This window comes from Flagellimonas hymeniacidonis (assembly GCF_008040165.1).
Lineage (GTDB): Bacteria > Bacteroidota > Bacteroidia > Flavobacteriales > Flavobacteriaceae > Flagellimonas > Flagellimonas hymeniacidonis.
On record NZ_VRUR01000001.1, the window covers coordinates 1 to 26,939 of the forward strand.

The 26,939-nt window shown below is 40.8% G+C and carries 15 protein-coding genes; 2 read left to right on the top strand and 13 right to left on the bottom strand.

The annotated features are described in order from the left end of the window. The 5 genes from FVB32_RS00005 to FVB32_RS00025 all read right to left on the bottom strand — a co-directional run. Window positions 1-1,029 (bottom strand): hypothetical protein (locus FVB32_RS00005; protein ID WP_222707937.1); only part of this gene is annotated, 1,029 nt, incomplete at its 3' end. Between the two features lie 335 nt (window positions 1,030-1,364). Beyond that, window positions 1,365-5,486 (bottom strand): proprotein convertase P-domain-containing protein, encoded by a 4,122-nt coding sequence (locus FVB32_RS00010; RefSeq protein ID WP_147740545.1) that lies wholly within the window; start codon window positions 5,484-5,486, stop codon window positions 1,365-1,367. A gap of 208 nt (window positions 5,487-5,694) precedes the next feature. Next, window positions 5,695-7,647, bottom strand: coding sequence for an OmpA family protein (locus FVB32_RS00015; RefSeq protein WP_147740546.1), 1,953 nt, complete (start codon window positions 7,645-7,647; stop codon window positions 5,695-5,697). Window positions 7,648-7,658: 11 nt separating this feature from the next. Then, a complete protein-coding gene (locus tag FVB32_RS00020) occupies window positions 7,659-8,609 on the bottom strand; it encodes a PorP/SprF family type IX secretion system membrane protein (protein ID WP_147740547.1) in 951 nt (316 codons plus the stop codon). 14 nt (window positions 8,610-8,623) lie between these two features. After that, the gene (locus FVB32_RS00025; RefSeq protein ID WP_147740548.1) at window positions 8,624-12,853 is read right to left on the bottom strand and encodes a T9SS type B sorting domain-containing protein; all 4,230 of its coding nucleotides are present in this window, start codon (window positions 12,851-12,853) and stop codon (window positions 8,624-8,626) included. 400 nt (window positions 12,854-13,253) lie between these two features. Here FVB32_RS00025 and FVB32_RS00030 point away from each other — a divergent pair, with 400 nt between their 5' ends. After that, window positions 13,254-14,843: a peptide chain release factor 3 gene (locus FVB32_RS00030; protein WP_147740549.1), complete on the top strand. Its 1,590-nt coding sequence runs from the start codon at window positions 13,254-13,256 to the stop codon at window positions 14,841-14,843. A 109-nt stretch (window positions 14,844-14,952) separates the two neighbouring features. Next, a complete protein-coding gene (locus FVB32_RS00035; protein ID WP_147740550.1) occupies window positions 14,953-15,390 on the top strand; it encodes a hypothetical protein in 438 nt (145 codons plus the stop codon). 52 nt (window positions 15,391-15,442) lie between these two features. Here the strand turns inward: FVB32_RS00035 and FVB32_RS00040 are convergent, their stop codons facing one another. The 8 genes from FVB32_RS00040 to nusG form a co-directional block, all read right to left on the bottom strand. Continuing rightward, entirely contained in the window at window positions 15,443-15,760 is a 318-nt protein-coding gene (locus FVB32_RS00040; RefSeq protein ID WP_147740551.1) for a DUF3467 domain-containing protein, read from the bottom strand. Between the two features lie 57 nt (window positions 15,761-15,817). Further along, window positions 15,818-20,116: a DNA-directed RNA polymerase subunit beta' gene (gene rpoC / locus FVB32_RS00045; RefSeq protein ID WP_147740552.1), complete on the bottom strand. Its 4,299-nt coding sequence runs from the start codon at window positions 20,114-20,116 to the stop codon at window positions 15,818-15,820. A gap of 56 nt (window positions 20,117-20,172) precedes the next feature. Continuing rightward, complete coding sequence (gene rpoB, locus FVB32_RS00050; protein WP_147740553.1) at window positions 20,173-23,982, bottom strand: DNA-directed RNA polymerase subunit beta; 3,810 nt, start codon at window positions 23,980-23,982, stop codon at window positions 20,173-20,175. 129 nt (window positions 23,983-24,111) lie between these two features. Beyond that, window positions 24,112-24,495: a 50S ribosomal protein L7/L12 gene (rplL, locus tag FVB32_RS00055; protein ID WP_147740554.1), complete on the bottom strand. Its 384-nt coding sequence runs from the start codon at window positions 24,493-24,495 to the stop codon at window positions 24,112-24,114. Window positions 24,496-24,548: 53 nt separating this feature from the next. Beyond that, entirely contained in the window at window positions 24,549-25,064 is a 516-nt protein-coding gene (gene rplJ, locus FVB32_RS00060) for a 50S ribosomal protein L10 (RefSeq protein WP_147740555.1), read from the bottom strand. A gap of 22 nt (window positions 25,065-25,086) precedes the next feature. Next, window positions 25,087-25,779 (bottom strand): 50S ribosomal protein L1, encoded by a 693-nt coding sequence (rplA, locus tag FVB32_RS00065; RefSeq protein WP_147740556.1) that lies wholly within the window; start codon window positions 25,777-25,779, stop codon window positions 25,087-25,089. A gap of 19 nt (window positions 25,780-25,798) precedes the next feature. Next, entirely contained in the window at window positions 25,799-26,236 is a 438-nt protein-coding gene (gene rplK / locus FVB32_RS00070; protein ID WP_097047425.1) for a 50S ribosomal protein L11, read from the bottom strand. A gap of 148 nt (window positions 26,237-26,384) precedes the next feature. Continuing rightward, window positions 26,385-26,936 carry a transcription termination/antitermination protein NusG gene (gene nusG, locus FVB32_RS00075; RefSeq protein ID WP_147740557.1) on the bottom strand — a complete coding sequence of 184 codons (552 nt, stop codon included), beginning with the start codon at window positions 26,934-26,936 and terminating at the stop codon, window positions 26,385-26,387. Window positions 26,937-26,939: the final 3 nt, after the last annotated feature.

Below are 26,939 nucleotides of genomic sequence, written 5' to 3' on the forward strand. Positions count from 1 at the left end.
AGCCGCTATTGCTGCTGCATTAGCTGCTACGCCAGCTGAATCGTCTAAAGCAGAAATGTCCGCTGAAAAACTCGTCGCCCCTTCCGCTACAGTTACACTAGTACCATCAAAGCTCACTCCCGTAATGTCGTCGTCTGCCGTAGCATCCACATAGGCCTTCGTCGCCGCGTCCTGTGCATTGGTAGGGTCCGCAAGGTCCGTGATCGCATTGTTACCTGCGCTCGCGTCCTGACCAATTACATCTTCTAAATCTTGTATCTCGTTCGTATCACTTAAATCACCATCTGCCGTATTATGAGCCGCTATTGCTGCTGCATTAGCTGCTACGCCAGCTGAATCGTCTAAAGCAGAAATGTCTGCCGAGAAGCTCGTAGCCCCTTCCGCCACCGTTACACTAGTACCGTCAAAGCTCACCCCCGTAATGTCGTCGTCTGCCGTAGCATCCACATAGGCCTTCGTCGCCGCGTCCTGCGCATTGGTAGGGTCCGCAAGGTCCGTGATCGCATTGTTGCCCGCGCTCGCGTCCTCTCCGATAACATCCTCCAGGTCCTGCGCGTCTGTATTCACTAAGGCAGCAATATCAGCCAAGGCAACAGAAAAGGTATTGGTGTCGGAATCTGTAATTACCAAATTGGTATTAGTTCCATCAATACCAAAAGAAGTTATCGTAGTGTTTGTATCTGTAAGAGTATCACTCAAGCTACTTAAATCAACGTTTACACTTCCTCCATTTTCCAACGTCAATGTCAAATCGTTGGTTGCTCCATTGAAGGTGAATCCTGTAAGTTGCTGATCATCTGTGGAAGTTAATTCCCAAGAATCCCCATCCCAAAAAAAGATCGTTCCAGTACTGGTGTTCACATATATATCTCCAGCATCTGCACCACCTGGGGCAACAGCTCCTGGACTGGATACCGCTGTACCACTAAGCACTTCACAATTGCATTGATCTTGCAAAGTTACTGTGGTCTGCGAATAGACAAATCCAGAGAAAAATAGAAGCGTAACGACTATAATGCTCTTTTTCATGGGGTTAGCGTTAAATGACATTGTCTGTATGTGTTTTATGTAATCTTTTATGCTTATTCTCCGTGTAGCATCTCCTTATTCAGTATTTTGAACACTACTACACTTTACAAAATTACCTTTACCTATAGGGGAAGAAAATATTTGTTGTGTATGTCTGAATTCCGAAGGTATAGCCATCAAAACCTGAGGTCATCATGTTAAAAAAATTGTATTTTTTGAAGGTCATTGGTCGACAAAACCAGTAATTTCAGTAGCTCAGGTGATTGTTCAAAAACGCAAAATACACTTATAAGAGGCGATAAAACCTCTTATAAAAGCGCTCTTTTTTATTAAAATTAATCTCTATTTACCCTGTAGGTAATCCTTCGGTTGGTAATCACGCTGGAGACCCTAATGGTCAATTCGGCAGTGTTTGAGATTTCTGAACTACAGATGTAAGCTGAATTGGAAACCAGAACCCGATATTGCTCACCATTATTTGCTGTTGTCGGATTCGTAATGGTAAGTGTATTGGTTCCTGAACCGCTATAAATTCCGGTATCGGAAATGTCGTTCCATGTAGCGCCATTAAATCGTTGCCATTGGAACGCATCTGCATTTGTAGTGGTTATAGTAAAGGTAGTACCACAACCTGGGCAGGTTGCAGCGTCAACAGGCTGCACTGATATGGCAGGGGCAATTGAAGCTTCACGAAAATCAAAAACTGTATTTGTATCTCCGTCTGCAGGAGCTGTATAGGTAGCACCCTGAACGGAGCCATCAGCATTTATTAAGGGGGTTCCAGTACCGTAAGTACCATTATCGTCAGCGTCAGCGTTGACATCGGCATAGGCTTCATCCGCATCATTACAGCCATCGGCATCACTATCAGTTTCTGTATAATCATCATTTCCATCTGAATCTGAATCTGAAATCGTATAGTTTACCGTTCCACTATTTTCTTGACCGCTAGCTTGCACACTATCCGGTACACCATCCGTACCGACAGCACCAGTAAGTCTACCTGAGGAATGTGTCTGATCATGACCGGCTTCTACAACGTCATAAATACCATCGTTATCACTATCTAAGTCCCAATCGTCATAGACACCATCATTATCCGTGTCAATTGCTCCGGCCCAAATAATGACATTTACCAACAAGTCTTCACCTGCTGCATCGAAACCTCCTCCTCCATTTGAGTGAGGCACAATTCCTCTTTTACCTGGAGCGGTTCCAACTTCCATTGCATCGCCTTGTTCCCAAATAACTAAAGATCCTGCACCTGCGCTTGGATCCTGGCCTAAAACTGTTCCAGTGGTTAAACCATTTCCATAATACTGGGCGTCACCGATGGTATAATTTCCTAAAGCTAAACCCGAGGTTATGGGGTGTGTATTATTTACAATATTAACAGCTGTTGATGAACCATTTGAGCCTGAGGCAGCTCCTAAAATTTCATCGTGTAATGCAGGTTCACTTGTAATAACACCATTTGCCGTAGTAGTCATGTTCGCAACGTTTGCAAAGGCATCGCTACTAAAAACATCTTCATAAACAAATGTCACCGCAAAATTATTCGCATCTCCGCCAACATTATCATCAACTACTGTAACAGTGTATCCCAGAGCCGTTAGTTTATCAATGGTATTTTGTTCTTCAGTCCCCGGGGTTCCGTTTGTAACCCATAATACTGTTTTTGGAGATTCAACCGAGTCTAATATTCCGTCGTTATCATCATCCAAATCTGTGATATCAGAAATTCCATCGGAGTCACTGTCAATTGCAATGGTCAATGTAGCTCCCGAAGAGGTAATTGAAGGACAACTTCCAGTTGAATTTGAAACGATTACCCTGTAGATATATCCGTCCTTGGTCAAACTAGGAGACAAAACTGAGAGCGTAGCGGTAGTAACTCCTGAATACTCAGCTCCGTTTGAAACATTTGCAAAGCTTCCGCCACCATTGGTGCTGACCTGCCACTGAAAGGTATCCGTGTTGGTTGAACCTACAGTGAACGTCCCATTGTTACCTAAGGCAACTATTTGGTCGCTTGGTTGGGTATCAATTGTGATTGGGTCCACTGTAATGGTCTGGGTAACATCAATGCTATTTCCAGCTTCGTCAGTCACTCTATATGTTCTTGTGATTATTTCTGGGTTGGTACCTCCGTCACTTACGTCGCTAACAAAAGTTACCACTGGATTGGTAGTACAATTATCCATTTCATCTGTTACTACGGTAATATCTGTTGATGGCACATCTCCGCTACAAAATACCGTAACCGGTGCAGGGTTGCTTGCTGTTGGTGCAACATTATCAACCGTAAGTGTGGTAACTCCTGTTATACTTAGAACAGGATCACCTGTTGTACCTCCGTACTCAACAATATAGCCTTGAGGGGCATATGCTCCCCCACCTCCAGCTTCAGGTAAATCGTTCCAAGAGCCTGGGGTTGTTGTAACTGATGGATCTGTAATGTGTGCATAATCTTCATTTCCCGAGTTGTTTGGTTCTCCAGAGTTCCAAAATGCAAAATTGGGAGTAGTTCCACCAACACCACCATTCCAAAAGTTAGTTCCTGCCTCAGGACCGGTTACCCAGTTCCAAACACCTTCGGTAGTTGCATCACTACCTCCAATCCATCCTACCCCTTGCGCTTGAGAACCAGAAAAGTCTGCTTCAGCCTGAGAAGTTAAAGTTGCCAAATATCCTTGCAAACCAAAATAAGTTCTTAGTGCTGCCGCATCTCTGGCAGCAGTCCATGAAATTCCTGGATCAGCTATAAATTCGTAATAATGTCCTGTCGGCGGCAAATAATTTGCGGTTCCCGGTGTAATGGAAAACTGTCTAGTACCTGTAGGGCTACCTGAGCTACTGGAATATTCCACTGCAAGGATGGCAGCCTCAAACTCTGCAAAGGTCGTTGGACCTTGTAAGGTAAGCTCTCCTTCTACTGCATCCCAAGTTGCTGTAATGTTCGGGTGTGTTCCGGTAAGTGTCAATAAATCTTCTCCATTGATATATCCTGAAGAAATTTGAATAAATATGGCATCGGTAGTAGTATCATCTGGGTCGGTAAGGCTTACTGTTTCAACAATTGTTTGTGAAGTTCCGGGGCAATAAGCTTGATCGCCAGTTACTGTTAGTACAGGGGGTTGATCAGCAGTCGGCACTATTGATTCGCTTAAATCGTCTGCCGTGGCATTGCTATCCAATTGATCGGCAACTACAGCCGTTATTGTATTTGTAATTGTAGCTCCATTTGTACCTCCATTAACGTTCGCAACAATATTCAGAGTTGCTGTAGCTCCATTATTTAAGCTTCCAACAGTCCAGACGCCGGTTCCCGAGTTATAAGTGCCATCATCACTAACATAAGTAACTCCAGGCGGCAAAAGGTCCGTAATACTAACATTGGTAGCGTTTACCGGCCCATTGTTTGTTACAGCAAGCGTATAGGTTATGTTAGAATTCTCCTTGGGAGTTGCATTATCCACTATTTTGGTCACGGCCAAATCGACCGGTATGGCAGGGGAACTACAAATATGAATGGCAAAACCACTTAATGTTCCTGTATCTCCACTAGCATCATCAAATATAGCGAGTGTCCAAGTGCCGCTGGGGTCTTGACCATTAAAGTCAGAAAGATTTCCTTCCGGGGAAAAAACTCCAGTAAAAGGAGCTGTACCAGCGGTAACTGCCGTTCCAGCAGCATCGTCAAGGATTGTACCCGAATAATTATCTCCACTACCCCCATTATCCGTGGTTAAAACAACCGTTGTTCCCCCTGGACTAGTCAGGCTTATTTCCAAGTCATCATCCCATGTATGTTCTATGTTCAAAGTAACATTAACATCGGTTATTACTCCTGATGTAAAGCCACTTAAAGTCGAGTTTAGGGTAGTAAAATCGTTTATTGCCGAACCGGGTGCCGAACTTATTATTTCGCAACCAGATGAAGCGGAAGCAATTAAAATATTATCTACCGTAATGGTTTCACTTGTATTCCAACCTGAATCACCCCCTACAAACCTTATTGAAGAATTGGCAGATATTTGATCCGCTGTTAGGTCATAAGTGATAGCTCCGGTTATAGCACTATTAATGGTAAAAACCGTTTCATATGAAGACGTGTTATCGTTCCATAGCTGTACTAAAAGCGACTCATTTCCCCTGGAAGTCGCATCATAATTCATTGTTAGAACAGCATTAGAGACACCTGAAAGGTCAAGGGCCCTGCTAATGGTCCTACCATCAAGGTTATTGAATTCCAACTCATTACCAACAATCTCTATTCTTCCACCACTCGCACTGCCGTTATCACTTACTTCTGTCCAGTTACCAGAGAAGTTTTGCGTTCCGTCATTATTCGAATAGGATGTTGAGCTAAAATTATCACGATGCGTATCTTGTCCAAATGCAGAAGACCATGAAAACATCAATGCAATTGCAAAGAGTACTATGCCTTTTTTCATACTAAATACTTAAGTAAGCATACATTTAGGGGAATATGCCTTTATCAAATGTAGTAGTACTTGAAAATGTCTCTAAATAATTGTTGTGAAAGGGTTCATCGATAAAGTGAACTCCCATAAATATGGGGTAAAGTAAATACAAACACTCTTGCTTACACACTCACGGGCAAGTAACAACTTCTTGTTCAGGAGCTAAGACATCAACATATTACTCGAATATGATGAACTCCGATCTTCGATTCAACTGATGTTTTTCTTTGGAACAAGGTATTCCATTGGAGCAGTCGTTTACGAGTCTAGTTTCACCATACCCTTCTCCTTGTAATCTGTCTGCAGAAATTCCCTTGGAAACCATATATGCCACAGTGGATGCTGCTCTTTTTTTAGACAACCAAAGGTTGTAAGCATCATTACCACGGCTATCTGTGTGGGAATTGACTTTAATCTTTAAGCTAGGGTATTTCTCCATAGCAACGATTACTTTTTGAATTTCAATCTCCGCATCTGGGCGAATATTAAACTTGTTCAAATCAAAATAGATTGTGCTTAATTGTAACAATTTGGCCAAATCGTCACCAAAACCACCTGTAACTACATCCCTCTCCAAATAAAAATCTACAATTCTCGGCTTGCCATAAGATTTGTTCAAGTATTCCTCAGCTGGCACATAACCATCCCTTGAGGCTCTAACAAAGTTTCCTTTGGCACAATCCAATGCTAAAACATAATTTCCTTTTGAATCCGTAATGGTTGAGGAGACCTCATTGTTTTCTTCATCAATGATTTTTACCGTTGCACCTACCAAAACTTCATTAGATATGCGGTCTCTAACAGTTCCCGTAACATCTTGTAAACAATCTAAAACTAGAGGTTCATTTTCCGCAAACTTGTAGATATCATCTTCTCCCAAGCCTCCTGTTCTATTGGATGAAAAGTAACCTTCTTTGGTTTCTTCATTCATGATGAAAGCAAAATCATCATAATTGCTATTTATTGGTTTTCCAACATTTACTATAGGTTCATTAAGGTTGCCAAATGCAATCTTTGTAGCAAAAACATCTAATCCACCCAGACCTTGATGCCCATCTGACGAAAAATACAGTACTCCGTCTTTGGTAATAAACGGGAACGTTTCTCGAGCTCTTGTATTGATGTTTTTGCCTAAATTGGTAATAGGGCCGTAGGTGCCATCCCCAATGATTTCGGTCACAAAAATATCTGATTCTCCAAGAGTACCTGGCATATCTGAAACAAAATACAGCCTCTTTTCATCTGGGCTTAAAACCGGATGTGCAACAGAATATGAATCATTGTTAAATGGAAGCTCAATCACATTTGTCCATTCCCCATCAATTAAATCTGCTTTGTATATTTTTAAGCGAATCACTCCATTTTGATCCTTGTACTTTTTTCCATCCAGAAAATTATTTCTTGTAAAGTACATGGTTGTACCATCCTTAGTGACCGCCGAAGTGGACTCGTGAAGTCTGGTATTTACATCTCCTTCTAATTTTACCACATTATTATTGGAAATACTATCTGCATTGACTTTGTACAAATCCAAGAAGTCCCTAGAGTTCCAGGTGTGTCTATATCGAGCTAAATTTCCTGTATCTCTATCTGATGAAAAAATTAGACCTTGTTCGTAGTAGGATGCTGCGAAGTCTGAATACTTACTGTTGTATTCAAATTGTTTAATATCAACCCTGCCAGAATTCTGTTCTATTTTAGCTAGGTAATCTTCATCCAATGGATTTTCATCAGTAGTAGCTGTTAATTCCCTGAACTTGGCCATTATATTGGATGCCTCATCATAATCTCCCAACGTCTTTAGACTTTGAGCGTATCTGAAATAATAATCTGGTTCGGTATCGTCTGGGAAAGCTTCTGCCAAGCGCTTGTATATGTTAGCAGCTTCTTCGTATTTGGCATTGAAGTAATACGAATTTCCAAGCCGTTTTAATAAATCTAAAGACACATAGCCTTTGTCCAATACCTTTTTATAAATATCTATAGCGGGGCTGAAGGAATATTCGTCATATCTTTCATCGGCCTTGGCTTTAACCTTGGCCTGCTGTTTCTCATTAACCTTATCTTGTGCCGAGATATGGGTTAAATATCCTGAAAAAACAATAAGAAGTATAAGTATTCTTTTTAGCATTATAAACTGTATTAAAAGAATCTAGGCGATACTGTTTTTTGAAACGCTTTTACCAACTCCAATCTTAGAAACACTTCGAAAGATCCATCATTAAATTGGGTACCTCCCAATTCTGTGGTTTCACGATCGTAAGCAAGACCCAACATAATCTGATCGGTTATTTGAAATCCTGCCAGAGCACTTATTGCTGCATCCAATCTGTAAGCGGCTCCAAAGCTAAACTTCTCGGCGTATAGAAAATTGGCCGATAAATCAACCTGCAATGGTGCACCACCAACAGCCTTCGTTAATAGGGCAGGCTTAAATTTAAGATCTGCGTTTAAATCAAAAACGTAGCCCGTTATCACATAAAAATTAATTCGCTCCGTCGCCAAAAAATTAACAGAATTTACATCTCCTCTAGCGTTATCAAAATATTCTGTTTCCAAAATGTTTGGTGCGGAAACGCCAGCGTAGAATCTATCTGTATGATAATATAATCCCAATCCAAAATTTGGTGAAAATTGATTGTCTATATTATCTTGATTTACAACTTCTTGATCAAAGTTACGTAGTCCATTAAAGTCAAGATTTAGCATATTTCCTCCTGCTTTTAATCCGAATGACAGCTTGGAATCTAGCCCTACATCAATGGTATATGAGAGTACAGCATCTAAATACGTCTCCTGCACTACTCCATCACCTATATTGTCATTAACTATTGAAACACCATAACCCAGTCTACTGTTTCGTATTGGGGAATGAAGGTTCAATGTAAAGGTTTCGGGAGCTCCATCGAGACCAACCCATTGAGAGCGGTACAGTCCAGCAAAACTTAATTGCCCCCTGGATCCTGCATACGCCGGATTAACACTCAAGGTATTAAACATGTATTGCGTATACTGTGCATCTTGCTGGGCAACAAGGCCCTGAAATACTACAACAATAAATAAAAACGGAATTAAAAAGTGTTTCTTAATCATTCTGCTTCAATAGGTTACCTGCTAATGTATATGTATTCGGAGTCTGTAAAGCTTCCTTCATCCGTTTCGTAGTCAAATATATAAAAATATACTCCGGCCGGAAGATAATCATTCGCGCTTAGAGTGGACCTTCCCCTAGATCTTCCATCAAAGACATTATTCACATTGTTATAGTCTTTTCCTTCGTATACTGCAACACCCCATCTATTGAAAATTCTAAGGGTACTTGTCCTAATATTTCTAACACCTCTTATAAAAAGGAAATCATTTTTTAAATCTCCATTAGGGGTCAACATTTGGTTCACCGCAATACTTTCTATAGAAACCGTAACTATAGCAGTATCGCAATTACTTGGATTAGCAGTCTCACAAATGGTATATTCAATGGTATAGATACCATCAAGTGTTCCTGGGGCTACACGGACACTTCCATCCTCATTAACCGTTAGTACATTTGTTGGTGTCGAGGTCAAGTCTACATCGATTAAGGTAATAGGTTCACCATTGAGGGTATCGTTGGAAAGCACATCACTATCTGGAATAAGTCCACCGGAACTATTGGAACTGTAAAAATCATCTATAGCATCGATTACGTTCTCCATCCCAGGGCCAACTTCCACAGTAACAGTACCCGTATCACAATTATCTTCATCATCAATTTCACAAATGGTGTATTCAATGGTATAGGTACCTTCAGGTGTTCCGGGGGCGATACTGACACTTCCATCATCGTTGATAGTCAGTTCATCCGTACTGGTCGATGTCAAGATTATATTACTTAAAGTCGCCGGTTCGCCGTTTAAGGTATCATTGGAAAGCACATTACTGTTAGGAATTACACCAACCGAACTATCAGCACTATAGGCATCATCAACAGCGTCGATTATGTTACCCATTCCAGGGCCAACTTCCACGGTCACAGTGCCCGTATCACAGTTATCTACATCGGTTATATCACAAATAGTGTATTCGATAGTATAGGTTCCCTCAGGTGTTCCGGGGGTAATGCTAACACTTCCATCATCATTGATGGTCAGCTCGTCTGTACTGGTCGATGTCAAAATAACATCAGTTAAAGTAACAGGTTCGCCATTCAAGGTATCATTGGAAAGCACATTACTGTTAGGAATTACCCCAACCGAACTATCAGCACTATAATTATCATCAACAGCCTCAATTGTGTTACCCATCCCAGGGCCAACTTCCACGGTCACAGTGGCCGTATCACAGTTATCCTCATCATTAATTTCACAAATGGTGTATTCGATGGTATAAGTACCTTCAGGTGTTCCAGGCGCAACACTGACACTCCCATCATCGTTGATGGTCAGTTCATCCGTACTGGTTGATGTCAAAATAACATCAGTTAAAGTCGCAGGGGCGCCGTCTAAAGTGTCGTTGGAAAGCACATTACTGTTAGGAATTACCCCAACCGAACTATCAGCACTATAGGCATCATCCACCGCATCGATTACATTATCCATGTTTGGGTCCAAGTAATCCGGCGTGCCGTCATCATCGGTATCATCGTTCGTTGGGTCACCGTCACCGTCCACATCCTCGTCGGGAGTGTCGATCCCGTCCCCATCATCATCAAAGTCACGGTAGTTCACATCCTCCGTACCGTCCGTGTCAGGTAGATCGTTCGCGGGGTCGTCGATCTCATCGTTCACATCATAGCCATCATTCACATCGCTGCCCTCATAACCATCGTCCAGCCCATCGTTATCTGCATCGATGCCCGTGTATGTTTGGTCGGGAATACCGTCAAAGTTGAAGTCGTTCCCCTCGTTGTTGTCGGCAACTAGATCGTTGTCACTGTCATCATCCAAATAATCAGGAAGCTCGTCCGCTCCGTCCGTGTTCTCGGGCGTAAGGCCTCCAAGGTAGGCAGAGTTCACACCATCGTTCGCCGCGTAGGTCGCTGCATCGTCATCGTTTGGAGCTATGTATGTTGCCGTGGGCTGTGCCTCCACATTGTCCGGGATACCATCATCATCACTATCGATGTCCAAATGGTCGGGGCGGCCATCGCCGTCACTGTCCAGTGCATTGGTCAATGGGTCGTTATCGTTATCAAAATTGGGATCTTCCGTCGTGTCCAGGATACCATCATTGTCGTCATCAAGGTCGACGCTGTCCGGCACACCGTCATCGTCCGTGTCCTCTCCTGGGCCATCGGGGTCTAGGTAATCCGGTGTTCCATCATCATCGGTATCATCGTTTGTCGGGTCGCCGTCTTCGTCGACATCCTCATCAGGGGTGTCAATGCCATCTCCATCATCATCAAAGTCGCGATAGTTCACATCCTCGGTACCATCGGTATCGGGTAGATCATTGGCTGGGTCGTTTATCTCATCGTTCACATCATAGCCATCGTCCACATCACCGCCCTCATAACCATCGTCCAATCCGTCATTGTCCATATCAGTGTCCGTGAAGGACTGGTCGGGAATACCATCAAAGTTGAAGTCGTTGCCCTCGTTGTTGTCAGCGACCAAGTCATTATCACTATCATCGTCAAGATAATCCGGCTCGTCCTCGCCATCAGTGTTCTCAGGGGTCAACCCGCCAAGATAAGCAGAGTTCACTCCATCGTTCGCGGCATAGGTCGCAGCATCGTCATCGTTGGGAGCTATGTATGTTGCCGTGGGCTGTGCTTCCACATTGTCCGGGATACCATCATCATCACTGTCAATGTCCAAATGGTCGGGGCGGCCATCGCCATCACTGTCCTGTGCATTGGTCAATGGGTCGTTGTCGTTATCAAAATTGGAATCTTCCGTCGTGTCCAGGATACCATCGTTGTCGTCATCAAGGTCGACGCTGTCCGGTACACCATCATCGTCAGTGTCCTCTCCGGGACCATCTGGGTCCAAGTAGTCCGGCGTCCCGTCATCATCGGTGTCATCGTTCGTTGGGTCACCGTCCCCATCGACATCCTCGTCCGGGGTGTCGATGCCGTCCCCGTCATCATCAAAGTCGCGGTAGTTCACATCCTCTGTGCCGTCCGTGTCAGGTAGATCGTTCGCTGGGTCGTTTATCTCATCGTTGACATCATAGCCATCGTCCACATCACCGCCCTCATAACCATCGTCCAGCCCATCGTTGTCCGTATCGGTGCCCGTATAGGTCTGGTCGGGGATGCCATCGAAGTTGAAGTCGTTCCCCTCGTTGTTGTCGGCAACCAGATCGTTGTCACTGTCATCATCCAAATAATCCGGTTCATCCACGCCATCTGTATTCTCTGGATTTATACCCTCATCTCCACTTCCTTCATAGGCGTCATCTAATCCATCTTTGTCATCGTCATCTCCACTTGGAGGAATATATCCCGCGGTTGTCTGTCCTTCAACATTGTCAGGGATCCCGTCATCGTCACTATCTATATCCCTAAAATTTGGCTGATGGTCTGTATCGCTGTTGATCGGTGTTAATCCCTCTCCGGAACCTGGGTATGATTCATAATGATCATCCAATCCGTTTCCATCACTATCTATGCCACAAGGTGCTTGAAAATAGTCTGTTGTCTGCGCTTCTATATTATCAATTATTCCATCGTCATCTGAGTCGATGTCCCTAAAATCTGGGTGGTGATCGTAATCGGTATCCACCGGCGTCAGCCCTTCACCGCCTCCTGGGTAACTTTCGTAATGATCATCCAATCCGTTCCCATCACTATCAACTCCGCATGGAGCTTGAAAATCTTTTGTTGTTTGTGCCTCTACATTATCCAGTATGCCATCATCATCAGAATCAATGTCTACATAATCTGGATGGTGGTCGTAATCTGTATCAATTGGGGTTAATCCTCCACATGCACCGGGAGTTTCTTCATAGGCATCATCCAATCCATTACCATCTTTATCTTTTCCTGATGGGGGTATGTAGCCATATGTTGTTTGTGCCTCTAGGTTATCCAAAAGACCATCATCATCCGAATCTATATCTAAGTAATCTGGAACACCATCTCCATCAGTATCTGTAGGATAGGTCCAATAGCAATCATCACCATCAGCATTTTGATCCTCGACGGTATTGATTATTCCATCACCATCAATATCAATATCCTTGTTATCTGGGACGCCATCTCCATCCGTATCAGTATAGATATCAAACGTGGTTTTGAAGTTTTCGTTTGAAACCCCCAACAAGACTGTGCCTGAATATGCGGTAAGTGCAACTACTGAAAAAAGACTGTATAAAACCTTTTTCTTAAAATCTAAGAAAGTATTCTTTTCCATAAATGATAGTTTTGGTCAACTAATCACCATGGCAAAGGGTTCTCGTAAGTGTAAGAAAATGGGGCTTTTCTTATTTAATAAAGTGGTTATTTGTGTTCTCTACACTCCAAATAATCTCAAACGCATAATTAATGCATTTAAAACGTATCACCTATTTTAATCGATAAAAGGCGCATTCTTCATCATTATTTACCACTTATATTAATACGTAAGGTTTTTGAAAAAAGATTACGGTTAGGTAAAAAACAAAAACCTCAAGCGCTCGAAAATTACTTTACTTTTTTATCTTTTTGGGTGATTATTACGTTTTTTTTCTCCTAATTCTATTAACAATTACTTATGATGTTTTAAATCAATCGAAAAAGGGATAATTACGCTATTTTTGCCCAAATTTTTGCAGATGGAATTTGATAAGGAAATAGCTAGACGAAGGACTTTTGGTATTATTTCACACCCTGATGCAGGGAAAACTACCTTAACGGAAAAACTACTTTTATTTGGTGGAGCTATTCAAGAAGCAGGTGCGGTAAAGAACAACAAAATAAAAAAATCTGCTACCAGTGATTTTATGGAGATTGAAAGGCAACGTGGAATATCAGTTGCCACCTCAGTTTTGGCTTTTATTTATAATGATAAGAAAATAAACATTCTGGACACTCCTGGGCACAAGGATTTTGCCGAAGATACTTTCAGGACCTTAACCGCGGTAGATAGTGTCATTGTAGTAATAGATGTTGCCAAGGGTGTGGAGGAGCAGACAGAGAAATTAGTAGAAGTTTGCCGAATGCGAAATATTCCTATGATTGTTTTTATCAATAAGCTGGACAGGGAAGGAAAGGACGCTTTTGATTTATTGGATGAAGTTGAGCAAAAATTAGGGCTTTCTGTTACGCCCCTTAGCTTTCCTATTGGTATGGGATATGACTTTAAGGGGATTTATAACATTTACGAAAAGAACATCAATCTTTTTAGTGGAAATAGCAAAAAGAATATTGAGGAAACCATTGCTTTTACAGATATAGAAAGTACTGAACTTGAGGATATTATTGGCGAATCTGCGGCACTAGAATTGAGAGATAACTTGGAACTCGTACACGGAGTTTACCCAGAATTCGATAAGGATGCTTATTTAAAGGGAGAGCAACAGCCTGTTTTTTTTGGTTCTGCATTAAACAATTTTGGGGTGAGGGAATTGCTGGATTGTTTTGTGGAAATTGCCCCTCCGCCAAGACCTAAAATGGCAGAAGAGCGTTTGGTTGAAGCAAACGAAAAGGACTTTTCGGGATTTGTATTTAAAATACACGCCAATATGGATCCCAAACACCGAGACCGACTGGCCTTTATAAAAATTGTATCTGGCACTTTTGAGCGGAACAAGCCATATTTGCATGTGAGGCATGCGAAGAACCTAAAATTTTCCAGTCCCAATGCCTTTTTTGCTGAGAAAAAAGAAATTGTGGACATCTCCTATCCTGGCGATATTGTTGGGCTACATGACACCGGTAATTTTAAGATTGGGGATACGCTAACCAGTGGTGAAAAATTAAATTACAAAGGAATTCCAAGTTTTTCTCCTGAACATTTTAGGTACATCAACAATGCTGACCCCATGAAAGCCAAACAATTATACAAGGGTATTGACCAGTTGATGGACGAAGGTGTGGCACAGCTATTTACTTTGGAGTTGAACGGAAGAAAAGTAATTGGTACCGTAGGAGCTTTGCAATATGAAGTTATTCAGTACCGACTGGAACATGAATATGGAGCAAAATGCACTTATGAAAACTTCCCAGTACACAAGGCATGTTGGGTTGAAGCCGAAGATGCTACCAACGATGAGTTTAAAGAATTCAAGCGGGTAAAACAGAAGTTTTTAGCAACGGATAAACATGGACGACTCGTTTTTTTGGCTGACTCGCAATTCTCCTTGCAGATGACACAGCAAAAATATCCTACAGTAAAACTTCATTTCACCTCGGAATTTGACTAAATATTCAAGAGTTTTTGGTTATGAGTTGTACTTCCAAGCTTATACGTTCAGGATGGATTACTACTTTTTTTGTACTTTATAAGCACATAACCAATAAATACTTTTTTTTATGACAACTGATTCTATTAGTAAACCACCAGTTTGGTTCTGGGTGGTAAGCGTTATTGCATTGCTGTGGAACCTTATGGGAGTAAGCGCTTATTTGGCTGATGCTTATACAAGTGTTGAGCAATTGGAACAAATGAGCCAAGAAATACGAGAACTTTATGAAGGTAGACCAGCTTGGGCAACTGCTGGTTTTGCCATAGCGGTTTTTGCAGGTGCCATTGGGTCAATTGCGTTATTGCTTCGTAAGAAATGGGCCAGACCTTTACTCATTTTATCTGTTTTAGGCTCTATCATCTTGAATATTCACACCTTTTTTCTGAGCAATGCCTTGGAGGTTATGGGTGCTAACATAGTGATCATGCCAATTGTTGTTATTGTTTTTGGCATCTACCTTATCTTTTTTGCCAAAAAAGGCATTCAAAAAGGGTGGCTTAGTTAACCCGAAAAATAGATCGCAATAAAAAAACCGACAATAGTCGGTTTTTTTGTTCTTATGCTTCTCCAGTAGGTCCAAAATTTAACGGAATTGGAGGTTGTTCATAATCCTTGATTGTTCCATGTGCTTTCTCAAACCTTGTTACATTATCATTCAATGCCTTCAAGAATTTTTTGGCATGTTGTGGGGTTAGAATTATTCTGCTCTTCACTTTCGCTTTTGGAGCTCCGGGCATCATGCTTATAAAATCGACCACAAATTCAGATACCGAATGATTGATGATTGCCAAATTGGAATATATTCCCTCGGCCATTTTTTCATCCAATTCAATATTGATTTGCTTTTGGTTTTGGTTTTTATCTTTTTCAGCCATTATGCTTGTCTTAATATATAGTAAAAGAAAACCCTGACTAGTGCCAGGGTTTGTTTATTAGAATTTGAATTCCTCTTTTCGAGCCATGATTTCATCGTACTCTTCTTTTGAGCCTACAATGATACTATCATAATCCCTCATACCGGTACCGGCAGGAATTTTATGTCCTACAATAACATTTTCCTTCAATCCTTCCAAGGTATCTACTTTACCGCTTACTGCAGCTTCGTTCAATACTTTGGTGGTTTCCTGGAATGATGCTGCAGAGATAAATGATTTAGTCTGCAATGAAGCACGTGTAATACCTTGTAAGATTGGAGTTGCCGTAGCAGCTACTGCATCTCTTGCACTTACTAGAGCTTTATCCGCTCTTCGTAATACCGAATTTTCATCTCTTAAGGCACGGGCAGAAATAATCTGTCCGGCTTTAAGATTTTCAGAATCTCCAGCTTCCTCTACAACCTTCTGTCCAAAGATTTCATCATTCTCACGAATAAAGTCATCTTTATGAACCAATTGATTCTCTAGGAAGGTAGTATCTCCAGAATCTTCAATACGTACTTTACGCATCATCTGTCTTACCACAACTTCAAAGTGCTTATCATTAATTTTCACACCTTGTAAACGATATACTTCTTGAACTTCGTTCACCAAATACTGCTGTACTGCTGATGGTCCTTTTATTGCCAAAATGTCTTCTGGAGTAATAGATCCATCAGACAAAGGCATACCAGCGCGAACATAATCGTTCTCTTGTACCAAAATCTGGTTTGAAAGTTTTACCAAGTATTTCTTGATCTCACCCAATTTAGATTCGATAATAATCTCACGGTTACCACGCTTGATCTTACCAAAGGAAACTACACCATCAATTTCAGAAACAACCGCTGGGTTAGATGGGTTACGTGCTTCAAAAAGCTCTGTAACTCTTGGAAGACCACCTGTAATATCACCTGCTTTAGCTGATTTACGAGGAATCTTAACCAAAATTTTTCCTTCTTTAATCTTCTCACCATCGTCCACCATAATGTGTGAACCTACTGGTAAGTTGTAAGAACGTATGGTTTCCCCTTTACCATCCTTAATCAATAGGGTTGGAATGAGTTTCTTATTTCTAGATTCAGAAATTACCTTTTCTTGGAAACCAGTTTGCTCATCAATTTCTACCTGATACGTAACCCCTTGCTCAATGTTTTCATAAGCAATTTGTCCCGTAAATTCAGAAACGATTACACCATTATATGGATCCCACTGACAGACAACAGTTCCTTTTTTGATCTTATTCCCGTTCTTCACGAACAGTTGAGATCCATAAGGAATATTATTTGTACTTAGGGTAATTCCAGTAGTAGCATCGACAACTTTAATTTCAGAAGTTCTTGAGATAACAATATTGGCTTTTTCGCCTTCATTGTTTTCTCCAACAACGGTTCTTAAATCTTCAATCTCAGCAATACCATCAAATTTCACTTCTAATTTGTTGTCTTCAGAAATGTTACCTGCAATACCACCCACGTGGAACGTACGCAATGTTAACTGTGTTCCTGGTTCACCAATAGACTGAGCGGCAACAACACCTACAGCTTCTCCTCGTTGCACCATTTTATTGGTTGCCAAGTTTCTACCGTAGCATTTACCACAAATTCCTTTTGGTGCTTCACATGTTAATGCTGAACGCACCTCGATTCTTTCTATTGGAGCTGCTTCAACTTTCTTCACATCTGCCTCAGAAATTTCCTGACCTGCAGCCAATACCAATTCCTCCGTCAATGGATTGTATACATCATGTAATGATACCCTTCCAAGAATACGTTCACCAAGCGTTTCAACTACTTCTTCATTCTTCTTCAACGCTTTAACCTCAATACCTCTTAGGGTACCACAATCTTCAATGTTGATAATAACATCTTGTGAAACATCCACCAAACGTCTTGTTAAGTATCCTGCATCCGCCGTTTTCAAAGCGGTATCTGCAAGACCTTTACGTGCACCGTGCGTAGAGATAAAGTATTCCAAAATCGATAATCCTTCCTTAAAGTTGGAAAGAATCGGGTTTTCAATAATCTCACCACCACCAGCAGTAGATTTTTTAGGCTTGGCCATCAATCCACGCATACCGGTCAACTGACGAATCTGCTCTTTTGAGCCCCTTGCTCCAGAATCCAACATCATATATACCGAGTTGAATCCTTGTTGATCTTCACGAATTCGCTTCATCGCCAATTCCGTCAACATCGCATTGGTAGAGGTCCAAACATCAATCACCTGATTATAACGTTCGTTATTGGTGATAAGACCCATGTTATAGTTTGCCATAATACCATCAACTTGCCCATTGGCATCATTGATCATCTCCTGCTTCTCTGGTGGAATAATAATATCACCCAAACTGAAGGATAGACCCCCTTTGAAGGCGAAATCATATCCCATGGACTTTATTTTATCCAAAAATGCCGCAGTAGCTGGTACATCTGTAACTGCAAGAATATCTCCAATGATATTTCTTAGCGATTTCTTGTTCAATACCTCATTGATGAATCCAGCTTGCTCAGGAACAACACTGTTAAACAACACACGCCCCACTGTAGTGGCGATGATTTGGCTAACAAGTTCTCCCTCTTCATTGAAATCTTTGGCTCTCACCTTGATTCCTGCATTCAAATCAACTTTTCCTTCGTTAAAAGCAATTTCCACCTCTTCTGCAGAGTAGAATGTCAATCCTTCACCTTGAATAGGCACTTCCTTGGTTGACTTTCTTTCTTTGGTCATATAATACAAACCCAAGACCATATCCTGAGAAGGAACGGTAATTGGAGAACCATTTGCAGGATTCAAGATATTCTGCGATGCCAACATTAAAAGTTGTGCTTCCAAAATAGCTTCTGGACCCAATGGCAAGTGAACTGCCATCTGATCACCATCAAAATCCGCGTTAAATGCCGTACATGCCAATGGGTGCAAACGAATCGCCTTACCTTCAATAAGTTTTGGCTGGAACGCCTGTATACCCAATCTGTGCAATGTAGGGGCACGGTTCAGTAATACTGGATGCCCTTTAAGGACATTTTCAAGGATATCCCATACTACGGGTTCCTTTTTGTCTATGATTTTCTTAGCGGACTTAACTGTTTTTACAATACCTCTTTCAATCAGTTTTCTGATAACGAAAGGCTTGTACAATTCCGCTGCCATATCTTTTGGAAGACCACATTCGTATAGGTGCATTTCTGGACCTACAACAATCACGGAACGAGCAGAATAATCTACACGTTTACCCAAAAGGTTTTGACGGAAACGACCTTGTTTACCTTTCAAGGAATCTGAAAGGGATTTCAATGGTCTGTTTGATTCTGTTTTTACCGCAGAAGCTTTTCTTGTGTTATCGAAAAGAGAATCCACCGCTTCTTGAAGCATACGTTTCTCATTTCTCAAGATTACCTCTGGAGCTTTTATTTCCATCAATCGCTTTAAACGATTGTTACGGATAATAACCCTACGGTATAGATCATTTAAATCTGAAGTAGCAAAACGACCACCATCCAATGGCACCAATGGGCGTAATTCCGGTGGAATAACAGGAACCACCTTCATAATCATCCACTCTGGTCGGTTTTCCCTATTTTCTTGAGATTCACGCAAAGCCTCAACAACTTGAAGTCTTTTTAAGGCTTCTGTTTTACGTTGTTTTGAAGTCTCCGTATTTGCTTTGTGTCTTAATTGATAGGACAGTTCTTCCAAATCAATTCTTGCCAATAAATCGATTAAACACTCGGCACCCATTTTAGCTACAAACTTGTTAGGGTCTGTATCTTCCAAATATTGGTTTTCTGCTGGAATGGACTCCAAAATGTTCAAATACTCCTCTTCAGTCAAGAAATCCATTTTATTGATTTCTTCTCCTTCTGGACCTTTAGCGATACCTGGTTGAATTACAACATATCTTTCGTAATAGATAATCATATCCAATTTCTTGGATGGTAATCCCAATAGGTATCCTATTTTATTTGGAAGGGAACGGAAATACCAGATATGTGCAACGGGAACCACTAAATTAATGTGCCCCACACGGTCTCTACGTACTTTTTTCTCCGTTACTTCTACACCACAACGATCACAAACAATACCACGGTAACGGATACGCTTGTATTTTCCACAGGCACACTCGTAATCCTTTACAGGACCAAAAATACGCTCACAGAACAATCCGTCACGCTCAGGCTTGTGCGTTCTATAGTTAATAGTTTCAGGTTTTAAAACCTCCCCACGGGATTCTCCCAAGATTGACTCAGGAGAAGCCAGTCCTATGGAAATTTTATCAAACCTTTTTGGTGCGTTATTATCTTTTATTCTAGCCATAATACTATGGAGATGATATAATTAATAAACTTTTTTTCAATAGTGTTAACTATGTACTACTCTTCCAATCTAATATCCAAACCTAATCCCTTAAGTTCGTGCATCAATACATTGAAAGATTCTGGCAATCCAGGTTCTGGCATGGTTTCACCCTTAACTATGGACTCATAGGTCTTGGCTCTTCCGATAACATCATCCGACTTAACGGTCAATATTTCGCGAAGCGTTGATGAAGCTCCGTAGGCCTCAAGTGCCCAAACCTCCATCTCACCAAAACGCTGACCACCAAACTGGGCTTTACCACCCAATGGTTGTTGTGTGATCAATGAGTATGGTCCAATAGATCTAGCGTGCATTTTATCATCTACCATGTGTCCTAATTTCAACATGTAGATTACACCAACGGTTGCTGCCTGATCAAAACGTTTTCCTGTTCCACCATCATATAAGTGGGTGTGTCCAAATCTTGGTACGCCTGCCTCATCGGTAAGTGCATTGATTTGATCCAGTGTAGCGCCGTCAAAAATTGGAGTTCCGTATTTTCTACCCAACTTAAGACCTGCCCAACCAAGAACCGTTTCATAAATCTGACCGATGTTCATACGGGATGGTACTCCTAATGGATTCAATACGATATCCACTGGTGTTCCATCTTCCAAGAACGGCATATCTTCTTGACGAACGATACGTGCTACGATACCTTTATTACCGTGACGACCTGCCATTTTATCACCAACTTTAAGCTTACGCTTTTTAGCGATATAGACCTTAGCCAACTTCATGATACCTGCTGGTAATTCATCACCTACGGAGATGGTAAACTTGTCCCTTCTAAGATTTCCTTGAATATCATTCAATTTAATCTTATAGTTGTGCAACAAATCGGCTACTTGCTCATTTGTTTTATCGTCTGTTGTCCAGCTTCCGCCAACCAAGTGAGCGAAATCGTCAACAGCGTTCAACATTTTAATGGTGTATTTCTTTCCTTTTGGAAGAACTTCTTCTCCAAGATCGTTCATTACACCTTGAGAAGTTTTACCATTGATCAATCCGAAGAGTTTCTCTATCAAAACATCTTTCAACTGCTCAAACTTAACTTCGTAATCCATCTCCAATCTGGAGATTGCTTCTTTATCTTCTGAACGTTTTCTTTTATCCTTAATAGAACGAGAGAACAATTTCTTATCGATAACAACTCCTCTTAATGAAGGTGAAGCTTTAAGCGATGCATCTTTTACATCTCCTGCTTTATCACCAAAGATTGCACGAAGTAGTTTCTCTTCTGGAGTTGGATCAGATTCTCCTTTTGGGGTAATCTTACCAATCAAAATATCACCAGGTTTAACTTCAGCACCAATTCTGATCATCCCGTGTTCATCCAAATCTTTGGTAGCTTCTTCAGAAACGTTAGGGATATCATTGGTAAGCTCTTCTGCACCTAATTTGGTATCTCTTACTTCTAAGGCGTACTCATCAATATGGATAGAGGTAAAGATATCTTCACGTACTACTTTTTCCGAGATTACAATCGCATCCTCAAAGTTGTACCCTTTCCAAGGCATAAATGCCACTTTCAGGTTTCTACCTAGTGCCAATTCACCTTTTTCAGTTGCATAACCTTCACAAAGCACTTCTCCTCTTTTAACTTTATCGCCTTTTTTAACGATAGGTTTTAGGTTGATGCTGGTTCCCTGGTTCGTTTTTCTAAACTTTACCAAGTTATAGGTTTTGGAATCTTCCTCAAAGCTTACTAATCGCTCGTCCTCAGACCTGCTATATTTGATTGTTATTTTCTGAGCATCTACATATTCAATAACACCATCACCTTCAGCATTGATCAATACTCTAGAATCGGTAGCAACTTGTCTTTCCAAACCTGTTCCCACAATAGGAGACTGTGGCTTTAATAATGGAACTGCTTGACGCATCATGTTTGATCCCATCAAAGCCCTGTTTGCATCATCATGTTCCAAGAACGGAATTAACGAGGCAGAAATGGAAGCAATTTGGTTAGGAGCAACATCCGTGTAGTTCACCTCTGATGGATCTACTACTGGGAAATCACCTTCTTCACGAGCAATTACCTTATCATCCTGAATTTTTCCTTTCTCATCCATTGGGATGTTGGCTTGGGAAATCTTCATTCCTTCTTCCTCCTCGGCACTTAGATATCTGAAATCCTTGGTATCAACAACACCGTTCTCTACTTTTCGGTATGGAGTTTCCAAGAAGCCCATTGGGTTTACTTTTGCAAATACTGAAAGTGAAGAAATCAAACCAATGTTTGGTCCTTCAGGGGTTTCAATAGGGCATAATCTTCCGTAGTGTGTATAGTGAACGTCACGTACCTCAAATCCTGCTCTTTCTCTTGATAGACCTCCTGGTCCTAATGCTGACAATCTTCTTTTGTGGGTAATCTCTGCCAATGGATTGGTTTGGTCCATAAACTGAGATAGCTGGTTGGTACCAAAGAACGAGTTGATCACCGAAGACAATGTCTTAGCATTAATCAAATCGATTGGCGTAAACACCTCATTATCACGAACGTTCATACGCTCACGAATGGTACGGGCCATACGTGCCAAACCTACTCCAAACTGTGATGATAACTGCTCACCTACTGTTCTTACACGACGGTTGGACAAGTGATCAATATCATCAATCTCTGCTTTTGAGTTAATCAGCTCAATTAAGTACTTGATAATAGTGATGATATCTTCCTTGGTCAAGACCTGCTTGTCCATTCCAATATCCAACTGCAATTTTTTGTTCATTCTGTAACGACCAACTTCACCTAAGTTGTAACGCTGATCAGAGAAGAACAATTTATCTATAATACCACGAGCCGTTTCCTCATCTGGCGGCTCTGCATTACGCAACTGTCTGTAAATATGCTCTACCGCTTCTTTTTCTGAGTTGGTAGGGTCTTTTTGCAATGTATTGTGAATAATTGCATAATCAGACTGTGCATTATTTTCTTTGTGAAGTAAAATGGTTTTTACATCTGCATCGATGATTTCATCCACGTGTTCTTTTTCAAGAACGGTATCACGATCTAGGATGATCTCATTACGCTCAATGGAAACCACCTCACCTGTATCTTCATCCACAAAATCCTCATGCCAAGTGTTCAATACCCTAGCAGCCAATTTGCGTCCCAATACTTTTTTAAGTCCAGCTTTTGAAACCTTCACTTCTTCCGAAAGGTCAAAGATTTCCAAAATATCTTTATCTCTTTCAAATCCGATAGCACGGAAAAGCGTAGTTACTGGTAATTTTTTCTTTCTATCAATATAAGCGTACATCACGCCATTGATATCCGTAGCAAATTCAATCCAAGAACCTTTAAAAGGAATTACCCTAGCTGAGTATAGCTTTGTACCATTTGCATGGAAAGATTGTCCAAAGAATACCCCTGGAGATCTGTGCAACTGAGAAACCACAACTCTTTCGGCACCATTGATTACAAAGGTTCCGCTAGGAGTCATGTATGGTATTGTTCCCAAATACACATCCTGAACGATAGTCTCAAAATCTTCGTGCTCTGGATCGGTACAATATAATTTTAGACGCGCCTTTAACGGTACGCTATAGGTAAGTCCACGCTCTATACATTCTTGAATGGAATATCTTGGTGGATCTATAAAATAGTCTAGAAATTCAAGTACGAATTGGTTTCTAGTGTCTGTAATTGGAAAATTTTCCATGAAGGTATTGTAGAGACCTTCATTTCCTCTTTCATCAGATTTGGTTTCAAGTTGAAAAAAGTCTTGAAACGATTTAATCTGAATGTCCAAGAAATCCGGGTATTCCGGTATGTTCTTAGCGGATGCAAAATTTACTCTTTCAGTATTGTTTGTGAACATCTATGGACAAATTTTGATAGTGAATTCTCAAAAAGGGTTACGTGTGCCATCACACGCTGCTATAAAAACAGGCTAAGGTCTGACCGTTTTTACGGAAAGACCTTAACCAAGTTTGTATGGTAAAAGCTATTATTTAAGCTCAACTTCTGCTCCTGCTTCTTCCAATGATTTTTTGATACCTTCTGCCTCATCTTTGGCAACACCTTCTTTAACAGCTTTTGGTGCGCTGTCAACAATGTCTTTAGCATCTTTCAATCCAAGACCAGTTAATTCTTTAACTAGTTTTACTACTGCCAATTTAGAACCACCAGCAGCTGTAAGGATTACATCAAATTCTGACTTTTCCTCAGCAGCCTCAGCGTCACCACCAGCAGCAGCACCGCCACCAGCAACAGCTACTGCAGCAGCAGCAGGCTCAATACCGTATTCATCTTTTAATATGTCGGCCAACTCATTTACCTCTTTTACTGTAAGGTTTACCAACTGTTCTGCAAAATCTTTTAAATCTGCCATTTTTCTATCGTTTAATCAAATTTTTAAAATATACTTAGTTTATTGTGCGCGAATTATTTTTCAGATAATGTTTTAAGGATACCGGCCAATTTACCGCCACCAGATTTAAGTCCAGAAATAACATTCTTGGCTGGTGATTGTAATAATCCGATAATATCCCCAATAACCTCTTCTTTAGACTTGATGTTAACAAGTGAGTCAAGGTTTTCATCACCTACATAAACAGCTTCTTCTATAAAAGCTCCTTTAAGTAATGGTTTATCTGATTTTTTTCTGAAATTTTTGATAAGTTTCGCTGGTGCATTCCCTGTTTCAGAAAACATCAAAGATGTATTTCCTTTTAAAACATCGGGAAGTTCCCCAAACTCCTTATCAGAAGCTTCCATTGCTTTTGCAAGCAAGGTGTTCTTTACGACCGCAAGTTTAATGTTTGCCTTAAAACATGCCCTTCTAAGATTAGAAGTAGTCACGGCATCCAAACCTGATATATCCGCCAAATAAATATTAGCGTTATCAGCCAACTGTGAGGTCAAATCTTCTATTACGATTGCTTTTTCTTCTCTTGTCATAATTAAAATATTGAACTACCAGTTACGAAACTGCTTTTGGATCTAATTGAACACTAGGACTCATTGTACTTGACAAGTAGATGCTTTTCATATAAACACCTTTTGCCGCAGCTGGTTTCATTTTAACCAAAGTATCTAATAATTCCTTGGCATTACCAGCAATCTTATCTGCAGAGAAAGATGCCTTTCCTATTGCAGCATGTACAATTCCAGTCTTATCTACTTTAAAATCAATTTTACCTGCCTTAACATCAGATACCGCTTTTGCAACATCCATAGTTACGGTACCAGTTTTTGGATTGGGCATTAAACCTCTTGGGCCTAAAACTCGACCTAATGGCCCAAGTTTACCCATAACGCTAGGCATAGTGATGATTACATCAACGTCTGTCCAACCGCCTTTAATTTTATCCAAATATTCATCCAACCCTACAAAATCAGCACCTGCTTCTTTAGCTTCTGCTTCTTTGTCTGGAGTCACCAATGCTAAAACTTTTACGTCTTTACCTGTTCCATGAGGAAGGGTAACAACACCACGCACCATTTGATTTGCTTTTCTCGGATCTACACCCAAACGAATTGCAAGGTCAATGGAAGCGTCAAATTTTACATTAGTTATTTCTTTTACCAAAGCTGATGCTTCTTCCAAAGAGTACAATTTATTCTTGTCTATTTTAGAATGAGCGTCTTTTTGCTTTTTTGTCAATCTTGCCATTATAAATTGCTTTAAGATTTTAAAAAGGTCTTTTGCCTGCTACTTTTAAACCCATAGATCTAGCAGTACCTGCAACCATACTCATTGCAGACTCTACTGTAAAAGCATTCAAATCGACCATTTTGTCTTCAGCGATTTGCTTTACTTGATCCCAGGATACAGAACCATTTTTAACTCTGTTAGGCTCGCCAGATCCTTTTTTAATCTTAGCTGCTTCCATCAATTGAACTGCCGCTGGTGGTGTCTTTACAACAAACTCGAAAGATTTGTCTTTGTAAACGGTGATCACAACAGGTAATACTTTACCCGGTTTGTCCTGTGTACGAGCATTAAACTGCTTACAGAACTCCATGATGTTAACACCTGCAGCACCTAAGGCGGGTCCAACCGGTGGCGACGGATTCGCAGCACCTCCCCTAACTTGTAATTTAACTACCTTATCTACTTCTTTTGCCATTGTTTTTAGTTAAAATGAAAGTGTGTCAATTGGAAGCAACACAGCTTTATATATGTAACAGCTCTTTTTTTAGATTTCAGAATTCAGATGTGAGATTTAAGACAACTCTTTTTAATATCAAATCTAACATCTTACGTCTCACTTCTTATCAAACTTTTTCTACTTGCATATAGCTGAGTTCCAATGGTGTTTTTCTTCCGAAAATTTTTACCATTACCTCAAGCTTACGCTTTTCTTCATTGATTTTCTCAACGGTTCCATTGAATCCGTTGAAAGGACCATCAATAACTTTTACAGTTTCACCAAGTACGAAAGGAATGGCAACATTATCTGTGTTCACAGCCAACTCATCCACTTTTCCTAACATACGGTTCACCTCTGATTTCCTTAAAGGAACAGGGTCACCGCCTTTGGTTTCACCCAAGAAGCCAATTACATTGGTAATGGAACGGATGATGTGAATCATCTCTCCTCCCAAATTGGCTTTTATCATTATATATCCCGGAAAGTAAACGCGCTCTTTGTTTATTTTCTTTCCGTTACGTATTTGTACTACTTTTTCTGTTGGAACAAGAACATCTTCAAGGTAATCTGCAAAACCATTACGCTCTACCTCACTTTCAATATAGCCTTTGATTTTATTCTCTTGGCCACTTACAGCTCTTACTACATACCATTTTTTCTCCAGAACCTCAGACATATC

Bases quoted from the DNA above. Each gene is read 5' to 3' on its own strand.
- FVB32_RS00010 (WP_147740545.1), bottom strand. From the start codon at position 5,486: ATGAAAAAAGGCATAGTACTCTTTGCAATTGCATTGATGTTTTCATGG.
- FVB32_RS00015 (WP_147740546.1), bottom strand. From the start codon at position 7,647: ATGCTAAAAAGAATACTTATACTTCTTATTGTTTTTTCAGGATATTTA.
- FVB32_RS00030 (WP_147740549.1), top strand. From the start codon at position 13,254: ATGGAATTTGATAAGGAAATAGCTAGACGAAGGACTTTTGGTATTATT.
- FVB32_RS00020 (WP_147740547.1), bottom strand. From the start codon at position 8,609: ATGATTAAGAAACACTTTTTAATTCCGTTTTTATTTATTGTTGTAGTA.
- rpoC (WP_147740552.1), bottom strand. From the start codon at position 20,116: ATGGCTAGAATAAAAGATAATAACGCACCAAAAAGGTTTGATAAAATT.
- FVB32_RS00025 (WP_147740548.1), bottom strand. From the start codon at position 12,853: ATGGAAAAGAATACTTTCTTAGATTTTAAGAAAAAGGTTTTATACAGT.
- nusG (WP_147740557.1), bottom strand. From the start codon at position 26,936: ATGTCTGAGGTTCTGGAGAAAAAATGGTATGTAGTAAGAGCTGTAAGT.
- rpoB (WP_147740553.1), bottom strand. From the start codon at position 23,982: ATGTTCACAAACAATACTGAAAGAGTAAATTTTGCATCCGCTAAGAAC.
- rplL (WP_147740554.1), bottom strand. From the start codon at position 24,495: ATGGCAGATTTAAAAGATTTTGCAGAACAGTTGGTAAACCTTACAGTA.
- FVB32_RS00035 (WP_147740550.1), top strand. From the start codon at position 14,953: ATGACAACTGATTCTATTAGTAAACCACCAGTTTGGTTCTGGGTGGTA.
- FVB32_RS00040 (WP_147740551.1), bottom strand. From the start codon at position 15,760: ATGGCTGAAAAAGATAAAAACCAAAACCAAAAGCAAATCAATATTGAA.
- rplJ (WP_147740555.1), bottom strand. From the start codon at position 25,064: ATGACAAGAGAAGAAAAAGCAATCGTAATAGAAGATTTGACCTCACAG.
- rplK (WP_097047425.1), bottom strand. From the start codon at position 26,236: ATGGCAAAAGAAGTAGATAAGGTAGTTAAATTACAAGTTAGGGGAGGT.
- rplA (WP_147740556.1), bottom strand. From the start codon at position 25,779: ATGGCAAGATTGACAAAAAAGCAAAAAGACGCTCATTCTAAAATAGAC.